This window comes from Pseudomonas sp. 10(2024) (genome assembly GCF_045164175.1).
In the GTDB taxonomy this organism is placed as follows: domain Bacteria; phylum Pseudomonadota; class Gammaproteobacteria; order Pseudomonadales; family Pseudomonadaceae; genus Aquipseudomonas; species Aquipseudomonas alloputida.
Genome location: NZ_CP174006.1, coordinates 3,289,901 through 3,309,259 on the forward strand (window position 1 = coordinate 3,289,901; position 19,359 = coordinate 3,309,259).

Annotated in this window: 17 protein-coding genes; 5 read left to right on the forward strand and 12 right to left on the reverse strand. The window is 63.8% G+C overall.

Translation table 11 applies throughout. The features are described 5' to 3' along the window. Positions 1 to 25 precede the first annotated feature (25 nt). The 4 genes from ACI7M0_RS14875 to ACI7M0_RS14890 all read left to right on the forward strand — a co-directional run bounded on the left by ACI7M0_RS14875 (position 26) and on the right by ACI7M0_RS14890 (position 5,265). Complete coding sequence (locus tag ACI7M0_RS14875; RefSeq protein ID WP_104961862.1) at positions 26 to 778, forward strand: hypothetical protein; 753 nt, start codon at positions 26 to 28, stop codon at positions 776 to 778. Between the two features lie 46 nt (positions 779 to 824). Next, entirely contained in the window at positions 825 to 2,105 is a 1,281-nt protein-coding gene (locus ACI7M0_RS14880) for a hypothetical protein (RefSeq protein WP_129932666.1), read from the forward strand. A 135-nt stretch (positions 2,106 to 2,240) separates the two neighbouring features. Continuing rightward, positions 2,241 to 4,442: an LTA synthase family protein gene (locus ACI7M0_RS14885; RefSeq protein ID WP_129932667.1), complete on the forward strand. Its 2,202-nt coding sequence runs from the start codon at positions 2,241 to 2,243 to the stop codon at positions 4,440 to 4,442. Between the two features lie 94 nt (positions 4,443 to 4,536). Beyond that, positions 4,537 to 5,265: a thioredoxin family protein gene (locus ACI7M0_RS14890; RefSeq protein WP_129932668.1), complete on the forward strand. Its 729-nt coding sequence runs from the start codon at positions 4,537 to 4,539 to the stop codon at positions 5,263 to 5,265. Positions 5,266 to 5,723: 458 nt separating this feature from the next. Here the strand turns inward: ACI7M0_RS14890 and ureG are convergent, their stop codons facing one another. From ureG to xerC, 9 genes are all read right to left on the reverse strand, one after another. Beyond that, positions 5,724 to 6,347 carry an urease accessory protein UreG gene (ureG, locus tag ACI7M0_RS14895; protein WP_010953755.1) on the reverse strand — a complete coding sequence of 208 codons (624 nt, stop codon included), beginning with the start codon at positions 6,345 to 6,347 and terminating at the stop codon, positions 5,724 to 5,726. Between the two features lie 11 nt (positions 6,348 to 6,358). Continuing rightward, complete coding sequence (locus ACI7M0_RS14900; RefSeq protein WP_129932669.1) at positions 6,359 to 7,033, reverse strand: urease accessory protein UreF; 675 nt, start codon at positions 7,031 to 7,033, stop codon at positions 6,359 to 6,361. Continuing rightward, a complete protein-coding gene (locus tag ACI7M0_RS14905) occupies positions 7,033 to 7,578 on the reverse strand; it encodes a HupE/UreJ family protein (RefSeq protein ID WP_064493089.1) in 546 nt (181 codons plus the stop codon). The genes ACI7M0_RS14900 and ACI7M0_RS14905 overlap by 1 nt, the downstream gene beginning before the upstream one ends. Positions 7,579 to 7,596: 18 nt before the next feature. Further along, a complete protein-coding gene (gene ureE, locus ACI7M0_RS14910) occupies positions 7,597 to 8,100 on the reverse strand; it encodes an urease accessory protein UreE (protein WP_003253926.1) in 504 nt (167 codons plus the stop codon). A 9-nt stretch (positions 8,101 to 8,109) separates the two neighbouring features. Continuing rightward, positions 8,110 to 9,813 (reverse strand): urease subunit alpha, encoded by a 1,704-nt coding sequence (ureC, locus tag ACI7M0_RS14915; protein ID WP_129932670.1) that lies wholly within the window; start codon positions 9,811 to 9,813, stop codon positions 8,110 to 8,112. Next, positions 9,810 to 10,127 carry an urease subunit beta gene (locus tag ACI7M0_RS14920; RefSeq protein WP_010953752.1) on the reverse strand — a complete coding sequence of 106 codons (318 nt, stop codon included), beginning with the start codon at positions 10,125 to 10,127 and terminating at the stop codon, positions 9,810 to 9,812. Before ACI7M0_RS14920 ends, ureC begins: the two co-directional genes overlap by 4 nt. Positions 10,128 to 10,146: 19 nt before the next feature. Continuing rightward, positions 10,147 to 10,449 (reverse strand): urease subunit gamma, encoded by a 303-nt coding sequence (locus tag ACI7M0_RS14925; RefSeq protein ID WP_003253929.1) that lies wholly within the window; start codon positions 10,447 to 10,449, stop codon positions 10,147 to 10,149. A 9-nt stretch (positions 10,450 to 10,458) separates the two neighbouring features. Continuing rightward, complete coding sequence (locus tag ACI7M0_RS14930; protein ID WP_129932671.1) at positions 10,459 to 11,292, reverse strand: urease accessory protein UreD; 834 nt, start codon at positions 11,290 to 11,292, stop codon at positions 10,459 to 10,461. 277 nt (positions 11,293 to 11,569) lie between these two features. Continuing rightward, positions 11,570 to 12,484, reverse strand: coding sequence for a tyrosine recombinase XerC (xerC, locus tag ACI7M0_RS14935; protein ID WP_004576552.1), 915 nt, complete (start codon positions 12,482 to 12,484; stop codon positions 11,570 to 11,572). Between the two features lie 215 nt (positions 12,485 to 12,699). Between xerC and ACI7M0_RS14940 the strand changes: the two genes are divergently transcribed. Continuing rightward, positions 12,700 to 13,881 (forward strand): NnrS family protein, encoded by a 1,182-nt coding sequence (locus ACI7M0_RS14940; protein WP_129932672.1) that lies wholly within the window; start codon positions 12,700 to 12,702, stop codon positions 13,879 to 13,881. A 97-nt stretch (positions 13,882 to 13,978) separates the two neighbouring features. Here ACI7M0_RS14940 and ACI7M0_RS14945 read toward each other — a convergent pair whose 3' ends face one another. The 3 genes from ACI7M0_RS14945 to ACI7M0_RS14955 form a co-directional block, all read right to left on the reverse strand. Then, the gene (locus tag ACI7M0_RS14945) at positions 13,979 to 16,240 is read right to left on the reverse strand and encodes an ATP-dependent DNA helicase (protein ID WP_129932673.1); all 2,262 of its coding nucleotides are present in this window, start codon (positions 16,238 to 16,240) and stop codon (positions 13,979 to 13,981) included. Next, complete coding sequence (locus ACI7M0_RS14950) at positions 16,237 to 17,886, reverse strand: VRR-NUC domain-containing protein (RefSeq protein WP_129932674.1); 1,650 nt, start codon at positions 17,884 to 17,886, stop codon at positions 16,237 to 16,239. Before ACI7M0_RS14950 ends, ACI7M0_RS14945 begins: the two co-directional genes overlap by 4 nt. Before the next feature lie 125 nt (positions 17,887 to 18,011). Further along, on the reverse strand, positions 18,012 to 19,319 hold the full coding sequence (locus ACI7M0_RS14955; protein ID WP_177429911.1) for an MFS transporter: 1,308 nt from the start codon (positions 19,317 to 19,319) through the stop codon (positions 18,012 to 18,014). Positions 19,320 to 19,359: the final 40 nt, after the last annotated feature.

Here is a 19,359-nt window from a genome sequence, read left to right on the forward strand (position 1 = left end):
AGCATGAGGCTCCAGGGAGCATTTCATGAAGACTTCATTGTGGTTGGCCATGGCCTGTCTGGCAGCCAGCTTGCCCAGTCACGCAGAGGCATTCAAACCCATCGAACTGAAGGATCAGGAGCTGGCCAACCTGCGGGGCCGCTATGTGATGCCCGGACGAATCGTGAGCTTCGGCATTGTCATGTCCAGCACCTGGCAAAATGCAAAAGGGGATGTGATCGGGGCAACGTCCACGCTGCAAGTTCAGCAATCGACCATCAAACCCCAGTTCTATGTCTCGATGATTGACAAAAAAGGCGCAGGTACGGCACCGAGCAGCGCGTCTGCTGCCGGGACTGGCGTGGTAACGGGCGGCAACGGCCTGACCACCACCGAAGGTGTGACCCAGGTGGTCCGTGCAGCCGGTGATAACAACGCCGCTTACAACAACGTCGATATCAACGTGACCAAAGCCAACCAGGCCCCCGCTGCACAACAGCAAGGCCAGGTACTGGCCGCCGGCCAGACCCTGGTCGGGGAAAATGGCGCCGGCGCGCTCAGTGTGTCCTCAAGCGGTGTGGGCGTGCAGCTCAACATCAATGCCAGCAACAACCAGGGCAGCAGTGTGCAACGCCTGGCCCAGGGTGGCCTGCTGCAGAACTCGACGCTGCTCGGCAACGGTAACCTGGTCAACAACGTCACCACCTTGAACGTTGTCATGCGCGAGAGCGTGCCGACAGCGGCTTCCCTCAACGGTAGCCTCGACCAGCTCAAAGGTCTTCGCACCTTCGGATACTGATCTACGCTCAGTCTCATCAAAAGTAGTTGGAAGGGACGGCAACTCCATGTACCGATCTTTTACGCTCAGAGCTTTTGTGTGCTTGACTGCCTTGGCCCCAGCCACAGCACTTTACGCAGCCGCCGACCCACAGGTCGAAGCGCTGAAACAGGAACTGATTGAACTCAAACGCCGCTATGAGGCACAGCAACAGGCACTGATGGTGCTGGAGCAACGTGTGCGCCAGGTCGAGGAGGCCCCTGCTGCCGCGCAACCCAGACGCTTGGTCAAGTCTCCGGCCGAGGGGGTGAAAGGTGCTCAGACCGTCGCCTCTGGCGCACCGGGCACTACAGGGAGCTCCTACGGCCAGGCGCTGACAGCCGATTCCGAGCCGGCGCAAAGCGTTTCCAACCTGTATGACGAAGCCAGCGGATTCTTTGGCGGGGGCAAGTTCAGCTTCGAAACCGGCCTCACCTATACCCATTACGATACCCGTGCGCTGACCCTCAATGGCTTTCTGGCACTGGACTCGATCTTCCTCGGCAGCATCAACCTCGACCGGATCAAGGCTGACAACTGGACCTTGGACATGACTGCCCGCTATAACCTGGCGCAGCGCTGGCAGTTCGATATCAACGTCCCCGTGGTTTACCGCGAGTCCACCTACTCGTCCGGTGGTGCGGGGGGGGCCGGGGCAACCACTTCCGATGCCAGCGTGACCCGCGACCCGGAAATCGGCGATATCAACGTCGGGGTGGCCTACAAATTCCTCGACGAGGACGAAACCTGGCCTGACGCAGTGGCCACCCTGCGCATCAAGGCACCGACCGGCAAAGACCCCTACGGCATCAAGCTGCGCGAGGTGGACGGCAACAACAACCTCGCGGTACCGGAAAGCCTACCGACCGGCAACGGTGTATGGTCGATCACACCGGGCATCTCGCTGGTCAAGACCTTCGACCCGGCCGTGCTGTTCGGCAGCCTGTCCTACACCTACAACATGCAAGACTCGTTCAGCGACATCAGTCCGCAGGTGAACAGCAAGGTGCCGGGTGACGTCAAGCTTGGCGACTCGTGGCAGATCGGCGGGGGCATCGCCTTTGCCCTTAACGAAAAGATGAGTATGTCGTTCTCGGTATCCGACCAGTTCGCCCGCAAGAGCAAGATCAAACCTGATGGCGGCGACTGGCAATCGATCTCCAACAGTGACTACAACGCCGCCAACTTCAATATTGGCCTGACCTTCGCCGCCACCGACAACCTGACCATCGTGCCCAACCTGTCCATTGGTCTGACCGATGACGCACCTGACTTTTCTTTCAGCCTGAAATTCCCTTATTACTTCTGATAGTTGCCATCGGCCGGGCCTGTGCGAACGGGCCCGGCTTTGGTTACAAGCCTTGTAACCGGCCGCCTTCCCTGCCCTGGCCTGATATCATCAAGCACAGATGCATGACGATTTAATGGCAAAAGGGAAGTTTTTGTGAAGAACCTGTCCGACCACCCAAGCACCCGGCTTGCCACTTTGGCTGCCCTGGTACTGGTGATCCCACTGGGTACACGCGCCATGCTGGGTTGGTCCAACCCGTTCGGCTACCTGTCCGACCTCGCCCTTGGCAGCCTGTTGATCGTGCTGCTACACCGCAGGCCGTGGTGGCTGGCGCTGCCGGTGCTGCTAGCCTGGGCGGCGCTTTGGGTGGCCTCGGCCGAACTGGTGAGCGCGGTGGGTCGACTGCCCACCAGCGCCGACCTTAACTACCTGACCGACCCGCAATTCATGGAGAATTCAACCGGTGGCGGCCTGGCCCATGCCTGGCTGCCCTGGGCCCTGGGTGGCGGCCTGCTGGCCTGGCTGGCCTGTGCGTGGCGCAGCCGTGCACGGTGTAGCCAGCCACTGCCGCGCAAAGCCTGGGCCATACCCGTACTGCTGTTCGGCGCGCATTGGGGCAGCCAGCAGTTGCTACCATCCGATGCCGACCAGTGGCGGCAATACAACCTCCCCCACCAGTTGATGTCTGCCGGGGTCGGTAACCTGCAACGCCAGGTCGAAGGCTGGATGGGCCGCACACAAACCTTCACACCGCTCGCCAGCAGCGGCCTGACTCAATCCGACCTGCATGGGCAAAGGCTGCTTGCCGGCCCGGGAAGCGCCCGCAACTTGCTGGTGATCACAATGGAAGGCATCCCGGGCGCCTACCTGCGACCTAACCGCCAGGCGCTAAACAGCCGCTTCAATGAGGACTTGATGCCCAAGCTCAGCAAGTGGGCCGAGCGCGGCATGAACACCCCAGACTACGTGCTGCACACCCACCAGACCATCCGTGGCCTGTATGCGATGCTGTGCGGCGATTACGACAAACTGGCCAACGGCACGCCCAAGGGCGTGGAACTGCTGACCCAGAACCAACGCAACCAGGCCTGTCTGCCGGCACAATTGCGCCAGGCCGGTTTCACCACCCACTACCTGCAAGGCGCAGGCCTGCGCTTCATGGCCAAGGACCGCATCATGCCGCACATCGGTTTCGATGCGGTGCATGGCCAGGAGTGGTTCAGCAACAAGAACTACCTGCACTTCCCATGGGGCAAGGATGACCGCGCTTTCTTCGAAGGCGCCCTGGGCTATGTGGGCCAGTTGCAGAAGCAGGACAAGCCATGGATGCTGACGCTGCTCACCGTGGGTACCCACCAGCCCTATTCGGCGCCAGCCGAGTACCTCGAGCGCTACGCCACACCGAAACAGGCAGCGGTCGCCTACCTGGATGACGCAGTCGGGGCATTTCTTGACAATCTTGAGCGCCAGGGCGTCCTCAAGGACACACTGGTGGTGCTGACTTCCGACGAGTCCCACGGCATCGATGGCGTGCGCCTGGCCTCCTCCTGGGGCTTCAACCTTACCCTGGCGCCGGAGCAGGCCCAGCTGCCAACCATCAAGCGCGGCACTTACGGCCATATCGACCTGGCCACCTCGCTGCTCGACTACTTCGCACTGCCCATTCCCGTCGCGCTTGGCGGTCGCTCGCTGTACCGCGACTACGACAGCGGCCGCGAGATGATCTCCTACACCAACGGCATGCTGCGCTACCACAACGGCCAGGGCCTGTTCACCGAATGTGACTTCCAGCAGCGCTGCCGGCGTTATGCCAGTGAAGGCTTCATCGCCGACCAGGCCCGCTACCTCGGTCCGGCCGACAGCCTGCTGGGCCAACAGATCGGCGCCTTGGCCGTAGTGCTCGACCAGTCCTTGCTGCAAACCCCGCTCAACCTGCGTTACCAGTTCGGCGGCCCTTCGCCGATCAAGTTGCGCAAGCGCATTGACGATGACTGGGCCGACAACCTCATTGGCGCCCAGTATCTGGAAATGCCCGGAGGCTCGCACACCCGCGTGCGGGTCAAGGTCCGCTCGCTGGACCCCAAACGCGCGGCCTACATCCGGCTCAAGGCCAAGCAGTTGGAACAGGACGTGCCGCTGGGCCTGCCCGAAGAGGTAAAGGTCACCGCCGACGCGCCACTGGAGATGGAGTTCAGCTTCGACAACCCGACCGAGCGCAAGGCGTTTTCCTTCCACTTGCTGGGCTATGGCGGCGGCAAGGTAGAAGTCAGCGACTTCAGCGTGATCACCGCCCTGCCTGGTGAGGATGACGGCGCCGATGAACGGGCCGAGGGGCATATTGCCCAATCGGGCTGAGCAGATACCGCTCATCGCCCGGCCACCGGTGCTTGTCGAATCGACCTGGTCGTACTCGACCAAGGTGTGAATCCCCCAGCGAGGAGACAGCACCATGAGCACACGCGAAAGCAGGCACCCGGTGGTTTCCCGCAGCCAGTGGCTGGCGGCTCGCCAGCAACTGTGGCTGCACGAAAAAGCATTTACCCACCACCGCGACGCGCTAGCTGCAGCCCGTCGCGCCCTGCCTTGGGTAAAGGTCGAGCAGGATTACCGCTTCTTCGGGCCAAACGGCGCGTTGAACCTGGCCGACCTGTTCGCAGGCCGCAGCCAGTTGTTGCTTTACCACTTCATGTTCGCCGAAGGCTGGAGCGAGGGCTGCCCCGGCTGCTCTTTTCTGGCCGACCACTTTGACGGCGCCAATCTGCACCTGGCCCACCACGATGTGTCGCTGGTGGCGGTGTCACGGGCGCCGTATGCCGAATTCCAGGCATTTCGCCGGCGCATGGGCTGGCAGTTCCCGTGGTATTCGTCGCATGGCAGCGACTTCAACGAGGACTTTGGCGTCAGTGTCGGCAGCGAAGGCCAGCGGCAGTACAACTATGAGCCGTATGAGGGCAATGAAAGCGAGCTGCCCGGCTTGAGTGCGTTTTTCCGCGAAGGCGACGGCAGCGTGTACCACACCTACTCAACCTACGCCCGCGGGCTGGACATTCTGGTCAACACCTACAACTTCCTCGACATTGCGCCACTGGGGCGCAACGAAGGTGGGACCATGGACTGGGTGCGGCACCATGACCGCTATGAAGGTCAACCGGACAAGCCTCACTGCTGTCACAGATGATGCTGGCAACACGCACACCTGTGGGGGGGGCAACTGTCCTGCTCAACATTGACGGCCTGCGCGGTCGCCCCGTAGGAGCGGGTTTACCCGCGAAGAGGCCGGCCCTGCTGGCCAATTTCCACCCGCCGTTCACTGTTGCGGCCGCTACCGTATTCGCGGGTAAACCCGCTCCTACACCGGTGTGGACCCACACGGGGGGGTGGACACAGCCCGTCGTAGGAGCGGGTTCACCCGCGAAAGGGCCGGCCCTGCTGGCCAATTTCCACCCGCCGTTCACTGTTGCGGCCGCTACCGTATTCGCGGGTAAACCCGCTCCTACACCGATCGGTGGTGGACACAAACGGGGGGGTGGACACAGCCCGTCGTAGGAGCGGGTTCACCCGCGAACACCGGCAGAGCCGGTGCCATCCACCGCGTTGGTTTCTTCACGGACATGCCCGCACAGAGACCTCGATCCGTCAGCCTCGCACCCCCAGCATCCCGCGCTCGACGATAAAGTCGATCACCGCCTGCAACCCCTCGCCCTTCTTCAGGTTGCTGAAGGTCCAGGGCCGCTGCGGCCGCATGCGCTGGGTGTCGCGCTCCATCACCTCCAGTGACGCCCCTACATAAGGCGCCAGGTCGGTCTTGTTGATCACCAGGAAGTCGGACTTGGTAATGCCTGGGCCGCCCTTGCGCGGGATCTTCTCGCCCTCAGCCACGTCGATCACGTAAATGGTCAAGTCAGCCAGCTCCGGGCTGAAGGTGGCGCTGAGGTTGTCACCGCCGCTTTCCACGAAAATGACTTCAAGATTACCGAACTTGCGCGCCAGCGCTTCGACCGCCGCCAGGTTCATCGAGGCGTCTTCACGAATGGCCGTGTGCGGGCAGCCGCCGGTCTCCACGCCAACGATGCGCTCCGGCTCGAGGGCGCCGGCCTCGGTGAGGATGCGCTGGTCTTCCTTGGTGTAGATGTCGTTGGTAACCACGGCGATCTGGTAGTGATCGCGCATGGCCTTGCACAGCGCTTCCAGCAGTGCGGTCTTGCCAGAGCCGACCGGGCCGCCGACACCGACGCGCAGGGGTTGTTGATAGCTTTGCATGCAGGCAGTCCTCAGGAACGGAACAAACGGGTGTATTGGGTTTCGTGACGCGATGAAGCGATGGCCAGCAGCGGCAGGCCGCCGCCGAGCTGGTCATCGCCCAGGACCAGCGCCTGGTCCAATGCAGCGGGCAAGTCGGCGCCAAGGTCGCGCAGCAAGGTCTGGGCAGCCTGCTGGCCGAACGGCACCAGTTTGACCCCGGCCATGACCGCGCCCTCCAGCCAGGCAAAGCCATGGCCCAATGCCAGCTGGCGCAGCGGGATGGCCCAGTGTGCAGCCAGCCAGGCCATACCGCCCAACTGGGTCAGCTCAAGGCTGGAGCGCCAGGCCGGTGCCTGGCCCAGTTGCCAGCCGTCGAGCAACCGCGCCAGCGCTGCGCCGCGCTGCTGTTCTTCCAGGCGCAGCTCGGCGGTTTCGCGGTTGGCCAGCAAGAACCGGCTCCAGTGACCGAACGCTTCGGCGTCCTCAGCCTGGCAGGCGTGGTACAGACGCGCCAGCACCGGCCAGTCGAGGCAGGCCAGGGTGTCGTGAACCTGCTCACGCTGCCAGCCGGCAAAACTGTCCACGCCCCGAACCCAGCCGGCCTCGACCGCCCACTCCAGGCCTTGCGAATAGGTAAAACCACCCACCGGCAAGCCGGGGCTGGCCAACTGCAGCAGGCGCAGCAGCGCCAGGTCGCTGTTCATCAACCGGCCAGTACCAGCGCGGCGCCGGCCAACAGGCCACCGCCAAAGGCCTTCTGCAGGCCGCTGTGACGGCGCAGCAGGCAACCGACTGCAAAGCCCGCCGCCAGCAGCAAGCCGCTGACCGCGACAAACCCTGCGCTGAATTGCCAGAAAGCGCTCGGGGTGGCTTCTACGCCATGGGCCCAGCCATGGAACAGGGCGAACACCGGCATGGCCATGGCCAGCAGCAACTGGCGGCTCGGCAGCAGCACCGCCCCGGCAGCCACCAGCAGCGACACGGCAATCAGGGTCTCCATGCCCAGCACATCGCCGAACAGGTGACCGCACACGGCCCCTCCGAACATGGCCGCCAGGGTCGCCAGAGGCAACGTCAGGTTGCGCCGGGTCAACGCGGCGAGCACGCCGGTGCCCAGCAGCATCAGCAGGTGATCGAGCCCGGTCAGCGGGTGCAGCAGGCCGTCCTGCAGCGGGTTGCTGTCATGGCCTGGATGGGCGAAGGCTGGCAGTGCCAGCATCAACAGAAACAGGGCGAAAGTCTTTTTCATCGGTTGCTCCAGGGCAGTTCAGGAATGGGCAGGCAGGCGTACGAACGGGTGATCGTGGCCATGGGCATGACTGTGGCTGTGGCCATGCGGTGCACTTTGGTAAGCGCCCGCTTCAGGCTCGAACGGGGCCTGTTCGGCCTCTACCGTCAGGCCCAGCCCCCGCAGCATGTCGTCCAGCACATGGTCGTGCTGGAAGCGCAACAGCCCGGGTTCGATCTGCAGCGGCACATGGCGGTTACCCAGGTGGTAGGCGGCGCGGGCCAACAGGTGTGGATCGGCACAGCGCACCGTCGACACCGCCTCGGGCGCCGCCAGCACGCGGATCAGCTGGGTGCCCTCGGCATCGGCCAGCAGTTCACCTCCGCGCAGCAGGTGGCCGCGCTCCAGCATCAGCCCGGCTTCGCGGCCATCATCCAGGGTTACTCGCAGGCGGCTCTTGATACGGCTGTCCACGTCAAGGGTGACAGTGCCACTGACAACCCGCGTACCGGGTTCGGAGATACGGCGGCTCAAGACAATCATTTGTGCTCCTCAGAACAGGAAATAGCGCTGGGCCAGCGGCAATTCGCTGGCCGGTTCGCAGACCAGCAGTTCGCCATCGGCACGCACCTGATAGGTCTGCGCATCGACTTCGATCAGCGGCTGCAGGGTGTTGTGGACCATGTCCGGCTTGCGTACCCGCCGGCAACCGTTGACCACGCCAATCAGGCTGCGCAGGTTCAGCTCCTCGGCCAGCCCGCGGTCCATTGCCGCCTGGGGCAGGAATGTCATGCGTGTGGCATGCCGCGCCGCGCCCAGCGCGCCAAACATCGGCCGATAGTGCACCGGCTGGGGGGTGGGTATGGAGCCGTTGATGTCGCCCATGGGCGCGGTGACGATCATCCCGCCCTTGAGCACCAGGGCCGGCTTGACCGCAAAGAACGCTGGCGACCACAGCACCAGGTCGGCCAGCTTGCCGACCTCCACCGAGCCCACTTCGTGACCGATGCCATGGGTGAGTGCCGGGTTGATGGTGTACTTGGCGATGTAGCGCTTGACCCGAAAGTTATCGCTGTACGGGGTGTCCGGTGCCAGCGGCCCGCGACGCAGCTTCATCTGGTGCGCCACCTGCCAGGTGCGCAACACCACCTCGCCAACCCGGCCCATGGCCTGGGAGTCGGACGAGGTCATGGCAAAGGCGCCCATGTCGTGGAGGATGTCCTCGGCAGCGATGGTTTCGCGGCGAATGCGCGACTCGGCGAAGGCCACGTCCTCGGCGATGCTCGGGTCCAGGTGGTGGCAGACCATGAGCATGTCCAGGTGCTCGTCCACGGTGTTGATCGTGTAAGGCAGGGTCGGGTTGGTCGAGGATGGCAGCACGTTGGCCTGCCCCGCCGCACGGATGATGTCCGGGGCATGGCCGCCACCGGCACCTTCGGTATGGAAGGTGTGGATGGTGCGGTCGCCGATGGCCGCCAACGTGTCTTCGATACAGCCCGACTCGTTGAGGGTGTCGGTGTGAATCGCCACCTGGATATCCATTTCCTCGGCCACGTCCAGGCAACAATCGATGGCTGCTGGCGTAGAGCCCCAGTCTTCATGCAGCTTGAGCCCGACAGCACCTGCGGCAATCTGCTCGCGCAGCGCGTCCGGCCGCGAGGCATTGCCCTTGCCCAGCAGCCCGATGTTGATCGGCAAGCTGTCGGCAGCCTGCAACATGCGCGCAAGGTACCAGGGGCCGGGCGTGCAGGTGGTGGCATTGGTGCCAGTGGCCGGCCCGGTTCCACCGCCGATGAACGTGGTGACACCGCTGTTCAATGCCTCGTCCACCTGCTGTGGGCAAATGAAGTGGATATGCGAATCGACACCACCGGCGGTGACGATCTTGCCCTCGGCCGCGATCACCTCGGTCCCTGGCCCGACCGGCACGTTCACGCCCGGCTGCACATCGGGGTTGCCGGCCTTGCCGATCACCGCGATGCGTCCATGCTTGATGCCGATGTCGGCCTTGACGATGCCCCAGTGGTCGATGATCAGCGCATTGGTCAACACCAGGTCCATGGCCTCGGCCGCCAGCATCTGGCCCTGCCCCATGCCATCGCGAATGACCTTGCCGCCGCCGAACTTCACCTCTTCGCCGTAGATCGTGAAGTCTTTCTCGACCTCCACCCACAGCGCAGTGTCGGCCAGGCGCACGCGGTCGCCAACAGTGGGCCCGAACATGTCGGCATAGGCCTGACGGGAAATACGGCTCATGCCCTGCCCTCCAGCGCGCCCATCACCTTGCCCTGAAAACCATAGACCTCACGCTTGCCGGCGTAAGCCACCAGTTGCACGGTACGCGCCTGACCCGGCTCGAAGCGCACGGCAGTGCCGGCCGGGATGTCCAGGCGAAAGCCCAGGGTGGGCGCCCGGTCGAACACCAGCGCGTCGTTGACTTCATAGAAGTGGTAGTGCGAGCCGACCTGCACCGGCCGGTCGCCATGGTTGGCCACACTGACGCTGACCGTTTCTCGGCCACTGTTCAACTCGATGTCGCCCGCGGCGACCTGGATTTCACCTGGGATCATGCGACGCTCCTTGGCGGTTTCAGACGATGGGGTCATGCACGGTCACCAACTTGGTGCCATCCGGGAAGGTCGCCTCGACCTGCACGTCGTGAAGCATTTCAGCGATACCGGGCATCACCTGCTCACGGGTCAGCACTTCACGCCCCAGGCTCATCAGTTCGGCGACTGTGCGGCCATCGCGGGCGCCTTCGAGCACCGCGGCACTGATCAGCGCCACGGCCTCCGGGTAGTTGAGCTTCAGGCCACGGGCCAGCCGCCGCTCCGCCAGCAGCGCGGCAGTGAACAGCAGCAGTTTGTCTTTCTCTCTCGGGGTAAGCTCCATGGTGCTCTCTCAGGTAGCCCAGATACGCGGTGGGCAGGCTGGCAGGCCGAGGATGGCCGGGCGCAGCACATGCCATAGGCGTTGCAGGGTGCGTTGCAGGTGTTGGTTGTCATGGTCGAGCACCCGGATCACCAGCAACGACCCGAGCAGGGTCGCACCGGCCGGGTTGCCCAATTCATCGAGTAGCGGGCGAACCTGCTCCAGCACGGCCTGATCGGCAGGTGCGGCGCAGAAGGTGGCGAGTAGCGGGTGCCCACCCAGCTTGTCCAGATGCCCGCCTTCGAGACGCAGGCGCTCATGCAGGCCAACCTCGTCAGACACTTCGATGTGCAAAAGGCTGTCGAGGGCGCCGTGGTCGAAACGCTCGTGCATGACCGGACGGCCCAGGCACAGGGTTTCCCAGGCCAGCAGGCGGGCGCCCGGTTCAAGGGTAAAACGGCTGGCGAGGCTGGCCCGGGCGCCGGAGAAGAAGATGCTGTCCTGCGGCAGCCACTCCAGGGTGCTGCCCGCGGCCAGATGGAAGCGTTGGGCCAACCGCGCGGTCGGGCCGATGCTGCGGTAGAACTTGCTGGCGCCGGGCATGGTCAGCAGCGCGTGGCTACCCGGTTCCAGGTGTATGTCCAGTTCCAGGCGGTCGCCGGCGACGATGCCGCCTGGCGGGTGCAGGACATAGACATGGCACGGCGCACCTTCAGGATAGAAAGGCCGCTGCACCAAAAGAGGTCCGAAATGCTTCCACGCACCAAGGCGGGTCACGCCGTCACGCTGGACAAAGCGCAACTGCAGGTGAGCACTCCAGCCCGCATCGTCTTGCTGTTGTTCGATCTGCTCCGCGAGCGACATCCTGCGGCCCCTGAAATCCGTGGCCTGCTGGCCGTTTAGAGGGTCCGGCGCGGGCGCCTGCTAGCGCGCACGGCCTGACCACTCGATCAAATTCGCAGGCTGGATATAGCAGGTTGCGGGCCAACTTCGCAGGTGAACGATGATGAAACCTGTGCAGTGCCCGCTCTGGCATCGGGCATGCGGGGCAATGGCGCACAAAGCAGGGGCGTGTGTCGGCCCTGTTTCGGTGCCGGCATACGTGAAAATGGGGCTGCGTTGAGCCCTACAATATCAAGCCTCAGTAATCGAAGCGGTCCACGGCACGCCGACGCTCGTTGTCATCACGCCGGTCATAGATGGCCGTGGTCTGGATATTGGCATGGTGCGCCAGCTTCTGCGCAATCGACAGGTCGTGCTCTTCGATCACCCGGGTAATGAATGCCCGGCGAAAATCGTGCGGCATGATCTTCACCCCCACCTGCGCGCCGCGCTGGCGGGCAATGTAGTAGATCGCATGCTTGGTAATGCGTGCCCGGGTAATGTGGTTGCCGCGACGGATGCGGTTGAACAGGAACGGATCATCTTCCGCCCCGGCAGGCAGGTCCTGGCGGCGCAGCTCAAGCCAGGCCTGCAGCTTCTCGAACGCCCACGGCGGTGCGTACTTGACCAGCTGATGATTGCCCTTGCCCACCACCTGCAGGCTGCGCGCCTCGAAGTCGACCTGGTCGAGGTCGATGTCGACCGACTCCGACTTGCGCATGCCGGTGCCGTACAGCAAGGCAATGATCGCCGCATCACGTACCCCCTGTGGCCGCGGGTCGGCAGCGCACACATCCATCAGTTCGCGGATCAGGCTGCGGCGCAGGTTGCGCCCTGGCGGCAGGCGGGAGCCTGTGGCTGGCTTGACCTCGCGAATACGCAACAGCTGCTCGTGGTCGATCAGGCCCTGACGCCAGGCCTCGTTCATCACCCCGCGAATCGCGTTGACGTACAGCGACGAGCTGTTGGGCGCGTAGCCATCGGCACGCAGGGCAGCCACCAGTGCAATCACATGGCCCGGCTCGAGCCGATGCCAAGGCACATCGACAATGTTGCAGTCGACAAAACCTAGCCGGTCGGCGGCGTCCTGAAGAATGTAGCGCATGGTTTGCTGGCTGGATGGGGCCAGACGGGCCATGTACTGCAGCAGCGGATTTTTCGAGAGGTCGGACAAAACGTGAATCCTGTAGCGAAGCGTCAGCCGGCACTGAACCAGGCAAACCCTGAAGCAAGTCAAAACGACATACAAGCCAGTCTGAATGACCGCAATACGCGCGTGTCATTCGGACCCTGAGAAGTGCCATCACCTTGATATTCAAGGGCTTTGCAACTGGCACGGATCGTGATCTTACCCCAATTGAAGCCTACTGAACGAACCAAGGACTGCCCATGCTCTTGCAACCCACTGCTTCACGCCCACGCCAAGCCGTCTGGGGCCTGGGTTTTCGCCCGTTCTTCCTGGGTGGCAGTTTGTTTGCGCTGATCGCCCTGCTGTTGTGGGCCGGCGTACTGGCTGGGGCACTGGCCCCTGCACCGCCCGGGGGTATGCTCGCCTGGCACCGCCACGAGATGCTTTACGGCTTCGCCGCCGCCATTATCGCGGGTTTTCTGCTGACCGCCGTGCAGAACTGGAGCGGCATCCCAGGCTTGAGCGGGCGGGCGCTGCAGGGTGTGTTCCTGCTTTGGTTGCTGGGGCGGGTAAGCTGGTTTATGCCACTACCGGGTAGCTTGCTGGTACTGGTCGAGGGCAGCTTCCTGCCATTGGTGGCATTGAACCTGGCACGACCGGTCCTGCAACGGCGCCTGCGCAACAACTACCCGATCGTCGTACTGGTGCTGTTGATTGCCGCCTGCCAGTGGCTGACCTTGGCCGGCTGGTTGCACCAGGACGAACTGTGGCAGCGTCGTGGAATATTTGCCGGGCTGTGGCTGGTGACGGCGATGATGACCGTACTCGGCGGCCGGGTCATACCATTCTTTACCCGCCGTGGCCTGGGTTACCTTGACGCGGCCCCTGCCCGCCCATGGCTGGACCGAGCCTGCCTGTTGCTCGGCGTCGCAGTACCGCTGGCGTTTGCCACCGGCCTGGCCGATACGCCGCAAGCAAGCCTGGCGGTGCTGTTTTTTGCCTTGTTCGCGCTGCATGCGACCCGACTGGTGCTGTGGCACGACCGTGGCCTGTGGCGCGTACCGTTGCTGTGGTCGCTACACCTGGCCTACGCCTGGCTCGCCCTGGCCTGCCTGGGCATGGCGCTGTGGCATAGCGGGGTGGCCCTGAGCCCGAGCCTGGTGACCCACGCGCTGACCGTTGGCGCCATGACCGGGCTGATCCTGGCCATGATGGCGCGGGTCAGCCTGGGCCACACCGGCAGGCCATTGCAGGTGCCGACCAGCATTGCCTGGGCCTTTGCCCTGATGCAACTGGCGACCTTGGCCCGGGTGATTCTGCCGCTGTTCACATCGCTGGGGGTAAGCGTTTCGGCACTGTGCTGGAGCCTGGCGCTGTTGCTGTTCCTGCGCCATTACCTGCCCATCCTGCTCCGGCCCCGGGCAGACGGAATGCCCGGTTGACGTGCTTGGGCCGCCTTGCGGCGGTGTGCCATGAGGGGAACTTGGTGGATGGTTTGATCCCCCCTGATTGCGACTGATCGTCAAAGGCGAAAGACCGCTAGACAATAGCCGCCGCCCACCACCCTGGAAACATCTGCTGCACCCGGGGCTCGGCGAAGCGTTCGTCAATCAGCACCAGTACGCCACGGTCCTGGTCACCCCGAATAACCCGGCCCGCCGCCTGGATCACCTTGCGCACGCCCGGGTAGAGGTACGCGTAATCGAAACCCGCTCCAAATTGCCGCCCCAGGCGCTGTTTGAACTGCTCGTTGACCGGGTTGACCTGAGGCAGCCCCAGGGTGGCGACAAACGCGCCAATCAGCCGCGTGCCGGGCAAATCCACCCCTTCGCCGAAAGCACCGCCCAATACAGCAAAGCCCACACCTCGGCCATCGGCGACAAAGCGATCGAGAAATGCCTGGCGAGCCGCCTCGTCCATGCCCGGCTCCTGTGACCACAGCGGAATCTGCCCATGCTGCTCAGCCAACAGCCCTGCCACCTGTTGCAGGTATTCGAAGCTGCTGAAGAACGCCAGGTAGTTACCCGGCATGCGCTCATACTGCCGGGCAATCAGGTCAACGATCGGCGCCAGGGAGGCTTGGCGCTGCTGGTAACGGGTGGACACCTGGCTGGCAATGCGCACTTCCAGCTGTTCGGCACGGAACGGCGCGGCCACGTCCAGCCAGGCGGTATCGGCTGGCATGCCCAGCAGGTCGCTGTAGAAATGCCGTGGGCTCAACGTGGCGGAAAACAGCGTCACACTGCGCGCCGCCTGCATGCGCGGTGCCAGCAGCCGTGCCGGGGTGACATTGCGCAGGCACAGCGTGGCCAGCCGCCGCTTGCGCGGGCCCTGGCGCTGGCTGATGTCGAACAGAAAGTGCTCGTCAAACAGCTCGGCAACCCGGCAGAACTGCAAGGCCTGATAGTAGAACTGCAACACCTGGGGGTCGATGTGCGTGGGCACCTGGTTCATCTGCTCCTGAATCAGCCCGACGCACTGCTGCAGGGCGCGCAGTAGCCCTTCAGGCAGCGCCTCGCTGGCCTGGTACGGCGCACGCTGCTCTTTATACAGCGCGTTCCACTGCCTGTTCAGGCGGTCCAGCGCACTGACCAGCCCAGGCGGTTTGCTCTGGCGCAACGCCAGCAGCTGGCCCTGGTCAAGGCTGGCGCTGTACATGCCGCGCCCACGCTCGACCAGGTTATGCGCTTCGTCCACCAGTACTGCCACTCGCCACTGGTTGAGCTGGGTCAGGCCGAACAGCAAAGCATGCGCATCGAAGTAGTAGTTGTAGTCGGCGACCAGCACGTCGGCCCAGCGCGCCATCTCCTGGCCCAGGTAGTACGGGCACACCTGGTGCGCCAAAGCCACTTCACGCAGGTTGGCGCGGTCGAGCAACGGCAGTGCTGCCGCAGCCTCGCGCGCAGCCGGCAAACGGTCGTAGAAGCCTGCGGCCAATGGGCAGGACTCACCATGACAGGCCTTGTCCGGGTATTCACAGGCTTTGTCGCGAGCGATCAGCTCCAGTGTGCGCAGGGCAGGTTGCGGCGTGGCATCGGTGATCTGGCGCATGGCATCCAGGGCGAGTGCCCGGCCTGGTGTCTTGGCGGTGAGAAAAAACAGCTTGTCCAGCTGCTGCGGCACCATGGCCTTGAGCAGCGGGAACAAGGTACCAAGGGTTTTGCCAATGCCGGTGCTGGCCTGGGCCATCAGGCAACGGCCGGTGCTCACCGCCTTGTACAAGGTTTCAGCCAACTGCCGCTGGCCTTTTCGGAACTGTGGGTAGGGGAAACTCAGCGCCAGCAGGCCTTGGTCACGTTCGGCCAAGCGTCGTTGCTGCCATCGAGCCCAGCCCAGAAAGCGCTGGCACTGGGTTTCGAAGAAGGCCTGCAACTCGGCAGCCGAACAGTGCTCAGTGAACAGCGTCTGGCCGTCGCTGTCCACGTCGAGGTACACCAGCGCCACCTCGATGGCCGGCAGTTGTCGTGCCTGGCACATCAACCAGCCATAGACCTTGGCCTGTGCCCAGTGCAGCTGACGGTGATTGGCCGGTTGACGCGCCAGATCGCCACGGTGCGTCTTGATCTCTTCCAGACGATTGCTGGCAGGGTCATATCCGTCGGCACGGCCCCGCACCCTGAGGGTTTCGAACTGGCCTTCAAGGGCGATTTCCGACTCGTAGCCAGCAGCCCGCCGTGCCACCACCCGCTGATGCCCTTCGATACCCTCCTGGGCGGTGGGCGATGGCGTGAAGCGCAGGTCCAGGTCGCCGACCTTGGCGCTGAACTCACACAAGGCGCGCACCGCTACGCTGTAGCTCAAGGTGTTTCGCTCCAGCGCACGTGGCACACCGCGACCGGCAGGCCGTGTTGCCTGCAGAACTCCAGCCAGCGCAGCTGATTGTCCTGCAGGCGGTCACCGGGCCCCTTGACCTCGACCATGCGATAACGGCCCTGCTCGGGCCAGAACTGAATCAGGTCGGGCATGCCGGCACGATTGCTGCGAATGTCCTGCAACAGGCGCAGGAAACATTGCTTGAGCGCTGCGGCCGGCAGGCACGCCAAGGCCTGCTCCAGCAGTTCCTCGCTGAGCATGGACCAGGACACGAACGGCGACTGCAATCCCTGTTTGGCCACGTAGCAGTCGAGAATCGCCTGGCGATGGCTACCCTCGTCGAGCCGCCCGAGGCAGCGTTCGAACAGCGCACTGCGCCGCTGCTGGAAGTCGCTGTCGTGCAGGTCCTGTGGCGCGGCCTGGAACGGGTTGAAGAATGCGCCGGGCACTGGAGCGAAGATGGCCTCCCAGCACAACAGGCCAAACAGGCTGTTGAACAGCGTGTTCTCCACGTAATGCGCCTGCCCCCCCTCTTGCATCAGGTGCTGACGCACGGCTTCTTCAACACCCAGCGCAGCGTGCCCACGGGGCAGTTTGAGCTCGATCAGTTCCAGCGGCGTGGTGCGCTGGCGCCGCTGTGGCGGGCCGCCGAGTTTGCGCGCCAGGCGTGGCAGCATGCGTTGCAGCGCCTGCTCCTCCAGCGCATTGGCAGGTGCCGCTGCCAGTTGCAACGCCCGTGCATGGGCCTGGTGCCACTGTTCGCTGCGCTCCAGCACCCTCACCTGGCGAATGCGCGCCTGGGGATGGTTGCACTGCGCATACACAGCCGTGGCCAGGTCCCATTCACCCAGGCGTTCGCATTGTTGGCCCACGGCGAATTGCAGCCGCGCATGGCGCCGGGCCAGCCAGGGGTTGTCGCTGTGCAGGCCCTGCAAGGTGGCAAGGATCGGCAGGGGGTCGCCGCCCTGCTCCAGGCGCTCGGCGCACTGGTGCAGCGCCATGGCCAGGTCGACATCGACACGTTGCTGCAAGGCACGAGAATCCGGGCTGAACGGCACCTGCTCGTAACGCAGCACGCCCAGGTCGGCGAGGACGAAGTCTGACCAGTCCTGGTACAGGTTGCCGAAGAACAGCAGGCGCATGCGGTCGCACAGAGGTTGCAGGCACCACTGCAGGATGCGCACCTCGCTTTCGGGAAACCATTCGACCAGTGACCGGGCCGCCAGCGCCAGGGGTTGCAGCTGTGCCAACAACTCATGCTTGGCCGCGCGCGGGCGGCTCAGTTGCCGGGCGAAGCAGCGGGCCAGTTCTTCCTTGCGCAGCAAGGCGAACAGCTGTTCAAGGTCCAGTTGCTCGGGCTCCCGTACCCAGCCGAGGGCCAGCAACGGCTGCAGCGCCAGCGCAGTATCGCCAATTTCGGCGTAGTCGAGCCGATCACTGCGAAACAACTCGCCTTTGCGCATCACCATGCGCACCATCAAGGCCTGGGCTGGCGCTTGCAGTTGACTGAAGGTACGGATGAAGGCCAGTTCCTGGTCATCGAGCAGGTCCTGGTAGCGCTGTTCGACCCACAGCACGACCTGCCGGAAGTTATGCAGATAGTAGAACGGGTCGTCGACGGAATGGGCGATCACGGGCGGAAGTCAGATGGCGGCAACAGGCACTGTTTATACATACAGATACCCCTCCATGACAAGCGCCGCGGGTCGCCTCACGATCAACCAAGGGTTCAGGGGCTGCACTGCAGCCCCCGTAGCGTTCACGCCTGTTCAGTTGCGCCAGCCATCCCGCCCGCCTCGACCCTGGCACTGCCAATGGGTGCCTGTAGCAGCAGGAAGTACGCCACCGCCGAGCACAGCGCCACCACCGCGCTGATCATGAACGCTGTGGTGAACGAGCCCGAGTACTGGATGCTGAAGCCCGTCACGATCGGTGCCACCGAGCCTGCGATGTAACCGCCGAAGTTCTGGATCGAGCCAAACGAGGCCACGCGCTGGCTGTCGACAATGGTGTTGACGATCATCCAGGCGGTGGCACTGGCCATATTGATGCTGAACAGCGCCAGGCAAAGCAGCATGATGCACCCCGTCAGGCCGGTGACGAACGACAGTGGCAAGGTGAACAGCGCTGCCAGCACCAGGCCAGTGATGACACTGAACTTGCGGCTGCCCAGCACGCTCATGCCACGCCTTACCAGCCAGTCACAGAAGCGCCCGGCAACGATGGTCCCCGCCGCACCGAAGCCATACGCCAGCGACACCACCCAGGCGGTCTTGTACAGGTCCAGGCCATGCTCGCGCTCGAAGTAGCCCGGCAGCCAGGTCAGGTGCAGCCAGAGCATGTAGATCACCCCCATGAAACCCAACACCGCGCCCCAGGTACTGCGGTGCTTGAACAGATCAAGCCAGCCGGCAAAGTACGAAGCCTTCGGCGCGGTTGCAGCGGCGGCCGCAGCCGGGCGCTCACTCGGCAGCGGTTTGCCCTCGGCGGCAAGCTCTGCCAGAAAACGGGCCTTGCTCTTGTAGAAGGTCAGCCAGCACAGCGCCAGTACCACGCCGATCACGCCGGTAATGATGAACATGCCGCGCCAGCCAAAGTTGACCATGAACAGCGTCAGCAACGGCGGCGCCAGGCAGGGGCCAAGACAGGTCGACGACCAGACCACACCGGTCGGGGTGCCGCGCTCGTTGGCGTCGAACCACTCCGACAATGCCTTGGCCGCCGATGGGAACATCGGCGCCTCGCCAATCCCCAGCAACACCCGCAGGCCCATGAAACCGGCAAAACTGTTGACCATGCCAAACGCCGCCTGGGCAACCGACCAGCCCAGCAACGAGGCGCCGAGGGCGATCTTGCTGCCCAGGCGGTCAATGATCATGCCCATTGGCAACTGGGCAAAGGCATAGGCAATGGAAAACGCCGACAACAGGATGCCCATCTGCGACGGGCTGATCATCATGTCTTTCTGGATGGAGGTGTTGGCGATCGACAGCGCACTACGGTCCAGGTAGTTGACGATGCCGATCAGCAGCAGGAACACGACGGTAATGCGCTGGTACTTCTTCATTGGGTTCATGTGATGACCTTTATTATTATTGTTGCCGCGC